Consider the following 4,788-nt stretch of genomic DNA (forward strand, 5'->3'; position numbering starts at 1 on the left):
TTAATCCAGTATATTTTAAGGTTAAATGGTATAATAAAAAAATATTACTTAAAAATAGACTAGAATAAAAAACTAAGGTTTCTCTTTTTATATTTTAAAATTCATATAAACTTTTAGTTTAGCTATTGATTAAAATAAAAATGAGACGATCTTTCTAAATCGTCTCATTTTTATTTTTATATCGATTCGTATGATTATTTAACAGCAATCATAGAAATTTCAATGTTTACGTTTTTAGGAAGCGTAGCAACCTGTACTGTTTCGCGAGCAGGAGCAGTAGCTTCTTCGAAATATTTTCCATAAATAGAGTTGATCTTTGTGAAATCACCCATATTCATAATAAAAATAGTTGTTTTAATAACGTTTTCAAAAGTCATATCAGCAGCTTCAAGTACTGCTTTTAAGTTTTGCATAACCTGTTCTGTTTCTTCCTCAATTGAAGTTAAAACTAATTCGCTATTTTCAGGATTAATAGCTATTTGTCCTGAGGTGTATAAAGTATCCTTAATTTGTACTGCTTGGCTATAAGGGCCAATAGGGGCAGGTGCTTTTTCTGTAAAAATTATTTTTTTCATATTTTGTATAAATTATTATAATCTTCTATCAGGTAAACTTCTTTTATCCCATTTAATATCACTTAGCATAGAAGAACTGATGCCTATGAAGAAATACCAAGAGGCTCTATCTCCAAACGGATTCCATTGAAAATCCATACGCCAGCTTAATAAATCTCTTTGAAAACGCAATTGGGTATACGTAACTCCCTTTTGTACAAAATCATATCCAGTTGATATTCCTGTTTTCCAACGAGGAGTAAGATCTATATTTCCCGAGACCATTAATGAATTTTGTGTGATCGTATTTTCTCTTCTATTATTAGAGTAAGTTAAGGAATAAGCAAGGTTCAAATCCCAAGGAATTACTGATTGGTAAAATCCTTTGAAATTAGAATCATCATTGTCTTTTTTGTCAAAAGGATTTTGATTTCGATTGCTGAAATCGTTAGATGTCCCAAAAAGGTCGTCTGCTCTACCACCATTTCTTAGTCCTGAATTATTTAAATTACTCTGTTCAGGGTTCCTTTTACTACTCAAATCATTACTATTAATAGAATAGTTTAAAGTAATATTAGCACTAGTCATTCGAAATAAACTACCTCCATTGTTAATATTGAGTTTGTCTATCGTATTGCCCTTGCTGTTGATAGCATAGGGGTTTAAAGTCATGCCAAAATTAATAGTTAATTTATCTTTAAGTAAGTTAGTACCCCCACTTACTCGTAAAGGAGACCACTTTAATGAATCCGCGTCAATATTATAGTTAGAAGAGAAGTTCAGATTGTTGATTAAGATTATTTTTTTAGGAGCTGTTTTAGTAGAGTCTTTATCTCGTACTTTAGCTTCAAAAACGTTATTTAAAGAAAGAGATAAATTATTGTTTCTTCTATTGGAAGGGCCTCCAAAAATTCCTTTTTCAAAACGTGTGTAATTTGCCATTTTTCCACTGCCATCAATAGCGTATGTGTCATAATATTTTTCAAAACTAGGCGCGTAAGAATAACCAACATTTGGTCGCATAGTATGTCTTATGGATTGGATTTTTCCATTTTTTTTAAAATTAAAAGTACCATATATAGTAGTACCCATACTACTTGAAAAATCATAGGTTCTAAAAGAATCAAAACCTGATTTGTCAGTTTCTTCTACTTTTTTTAGCGCAGTGTTGTATTGTTTTCTTGTAGTTTTAAAATACCATGTTTCATTGAAATTAGACGAAGCAGTAATACTAAAGTACTTAAGAATTTTAAAATTCGTACTAAAAGGAATATTATGTTGAATCCCGTTTTGCATATTTTTAAACATAGCAGGTTTAAAGAATAAAGAATCAGTTGTTTGTACACGGTTTTCACCTCGTAAGCTATAAGTGAAATTTAGGTTTTTAATAATTCCTTTTTTAGTACCACTTTTAGCGGCAAACGGAAAAACACGATCTAAGCCAATTTGTAAGGTTGGAAGTGTCATGTTAATTTGTTTGGTATTTGTATTTTGAGAGTGCGAAGCCGTTAAAGAAAGGTTTGCTTGCGGAGTCCAATTAAACGTTTTTCCGTATGAAATAGAGGAGCTTAAAGTGTTATTTAAGAAATTAGAGGTGTTTAGTTGATTAAACGATTGTTGGTAGTATTTGCTACTACCTAAGTTTACTGAGGCAGAAAATCTTGAATTGGGTGTTGCTTTAGCATCTGGAGAATGGCTCCATTGTAAATTATATAGAGTAGACTTTCCATAACCTGGTAAGCCTCTTTCTCCATTTATTTGATTTTCATAGCGAAAATTGAAATTACCTCTGTACTTATATCGTTTTGCATAATTTGTCTCTGCTCTTAGTCCGTAACTACCGTTTGTAAAGTAATCTCCTAGTAAGGCTAGGTCTAAATTATTACTAATAGCAAAGTAATATCCGCCATTTTGTAATGAGTATCCTTGGGCATTATTTTGTCCAAAAGTAGGCATTATAATTCCAGAACTAGCTTGTTCAGTCATTGGAAAAAAAGCATAAGGAAGCCCTATAGGAGTAGGTACGTCAGCAATTACCATATTCGTTAGACCTGCTACTATTTTCTTTTTTGGAACAAATTTTATTTTTCGAGCCAAGAAATAATACTCAGGATCATCTAAGTTTTTAGAAGTTGTAAATCTTGCATTTTTAATAAAAAAAACAGAGTCGTTTTCTTTTTTAGTTATTTCGCCTTTTATTTTAAACTCTCCTTGATCCGTTCTAGAGTTCCAGATTAATGCCTTTTTTGTTTTAAAATTAAAACGGATTGAATCGGGTTCAACAATATTATTCCCTTGTTTAAAAACAGGATACTGTATATATTTACCAGTTGAGTCCTTCAATCTACCTGCATATACTTCGTCCTTATTATAATTTATAACGATAATGCCAGATTTAAGCTCGATATCCTTGTATTTTACTTCTGCTTCATCTTTTAAAATAGCAAGTTTTTTTTGGTTGTCTAGCCTAACAGAATGTTTTGATTTATAGAATATTTTACCTTCTAAAAAAGATTTTTTCTTTTTTATACTGTCTTTATTTTTAGCAATCTCTTCTTTTTTATTTGAAATATTAGAATTAAGTTTTATGCTATCTTTCTGTTTTACAGATAGTAGACTAGTGTTTTTTTTAGGAAGTTCCTGCGATTGTAGGCTCAGGCTACAAACGGTTATAAAAAAAGGAACTAAAACGATGTAAAATAAGTTTGTACGCAAAGCTATAAATACTATTTTTGTAAAAATATGGCTTAATTTTTGAAGCCACAAACTTACAGCTATTTTTAGAAATTAAGTAAGTATTTAATAAAATTATAACCATTTAATTCATTAGTGAAATGAAGGTGAAAAATAGAAATAAAATGAAACGTGTTTTTTTTGCTGCTTTATTTGTTTTGTCTGGTGTTCTTCAAGCACAAAATACAAGTAAGTTTCGAGTTTGTTTAGATGCAGGACATGGTAATCAAGACTTTGGAGCTACGTATCATGGTTATGTAGAAAAACAAATTAATTTAGCTATCGTTTTAAAACTAGGAGCTATTTTAGAAAAAGATCCTACTATTGATGTTATTTATACTCGTAAAACAGATACTTTTATAGAACTTGTTGAACGAGCTAATATTGCTAATAAAAATAAAGCAAATATTTTTGTTTCTATTCATTGCAACGCTAATAAAAATTTAGAAGCTTATGGTTCAGAAACCTACGTAATGGGACTTTCAAAAAGTGCTTCTAGTTTAGCTGTGGCACGAAAGGAAAATGAAGTTATAAAGTTAGAGGATAATTATAAAACGAAATATGCAGGATATAACCCTAATGCTCCTGAATCATTAATTAGTGCTACAATTGCACAAGAAGAATATTTAGATCAAAGTATTGAATTAGCCAGTAGAATTCAAGACAATTTTGACCAAAAAGTAAATCGTAAAAATAGAGGAGTACATCAGGCACCTTTTATGGTTCTGCACAAAGCCTTTATGCCTAGAGTTTTAGTAGAAACAGGATTTATTTCTAATCAATTAGAAGGAGCTTATCTAAATTCAGAAGAGGGACAAGAAAGTGTAGCAAGATCCATAGCAGATGCCATTTTTAGGATGAAAGCAGAACATTTTGGTGGCTCTGTACCCTTTCTAGATATTAAAAAATCAGAAAAACCTACCCCGAAAGATACCACGCCTAAAGGGAAAGAGGTCGTAGCACCCGTGAAAGACGTTGTAAAACAAGAGCCTGTAAAATCAGAAATAAAAACAAAAACAATTGATAATCAAAAAGTTGTTTTTAAAGTGCAATTAAAAGCAAGTAATATGCAAATTGATATTAAACCAGAGAATTTTAATGGGTTGTCTAGTATTTCCTCTGTTTTTGAAGGAGGATATTATAAATATATGTATGGAGAAACAAATGATTATCAGGAATCTAGAAAAATGTTGACAGAAGTTAAAAACAAAGGATATGAATCAGCTTTTATTGTTCCCTATAAAAATGGAGTTAAAATTAGCCTGAATGAAGCAGTGAAATCTGCTAAGTAATTAGTATTTTTGTAAAAAAAAAGTTTATATTTTGAAAATAACACGAGAAATTAAAACAGCAATTTTGGTAATTGCTTCTATTTTATTATTTATCTGGGGATATAGTTTTTTAAAAGGAAGTAACTTGTTAAATAACCATAAAAGACTATTTGTAGAATTTGATAATGTAGAAGGTCTACTTTCTTCCGCATCTGTCACTATCAGTGGAA

General features: G+C 30.4%; 3 protein-coding genes and 1 pseudogene. 2 read left to right on the forward strand and 2 right to left on the reverse strand.

All coding sequences use genetic code 11. The annotated features are described in order from the left end of the window. Positions 1 to 194 precede the first annotated feature (194 nt). Positions 195 to 575 (reverse strand): RidA family protein, encoded by a 381-nt coding sequence (locus tag B0A78_RS13380; protein WP_014165527.1) that lies wholly within the window; start codon positions 573 to 575, stop codon positions 195 to 197. A 15-nt stretch (positions 576 to 590) separates the two neighbouring features. Continuing rightward, positions 591 to 3,269 carry a putative LPS assembly protein LptD gene (locus B0A78_RS13385; protein WP_077225427.1) on the reverse strand — a complete coding sequence of 893 codons (2,679 nt, stop codon included), beginning with the start codon at positions 3,267 to 3,269 and terminating at the stop codon, positions 591 to 593. Between the two features lie 143 nt (positions 3,270 to 3,412). Here B0A78_RS13385 and B0A78_RS13390 point away from each other — a divergent pair, with 143 nt between their 5' ends. Then, positions 3,413 to 4,579, forward strand: coding sequence for an N-acetylmuramoyl-L-alanine amidase family protein (locus B0A78_RS13390; protein WP_065213950.1), 1,167 nt, complete (start codon positions 3,413 to 3,415; stop codon positions 4,577 to 4,579). Positions 4,580 to 4,610: 31 nt separating this feature from the next. After that, positions 4,611 to 4,788 (forward strand): annotated as a pseudogene (locus B0A78_RS14925) (MlaD family protein); the annotation flags it as partial.

The organism is Flavobacterium columnare NBRC 100251 = ATCC 23463 (assembly GCF_002530675.1).
GTDB lineage: Bacteria > Bacteroidota > Bacteroidia > Flavobacteriales > Flavobacteriaceae > Flavobacterium > Flavobacterium columnare.

Bases quoted from the DNA above. Each gene is read 5' to 3' on its own strand.
- B0A78_RS13380 (WP_014165527.1), bottom strand. From the start codon at position 575: ATGAAAAAAATAATTTTTACAGAAAAAGCACCTGCCCCTATTGGCCCT.
- B0A78_RS13390 (WP_065213950.1), top strand. From the start codon at position 3,413: ATGAAACGTGTTTTTTTTGCTGCTTTATTTGTTTTGTCTGGTGTTCTT.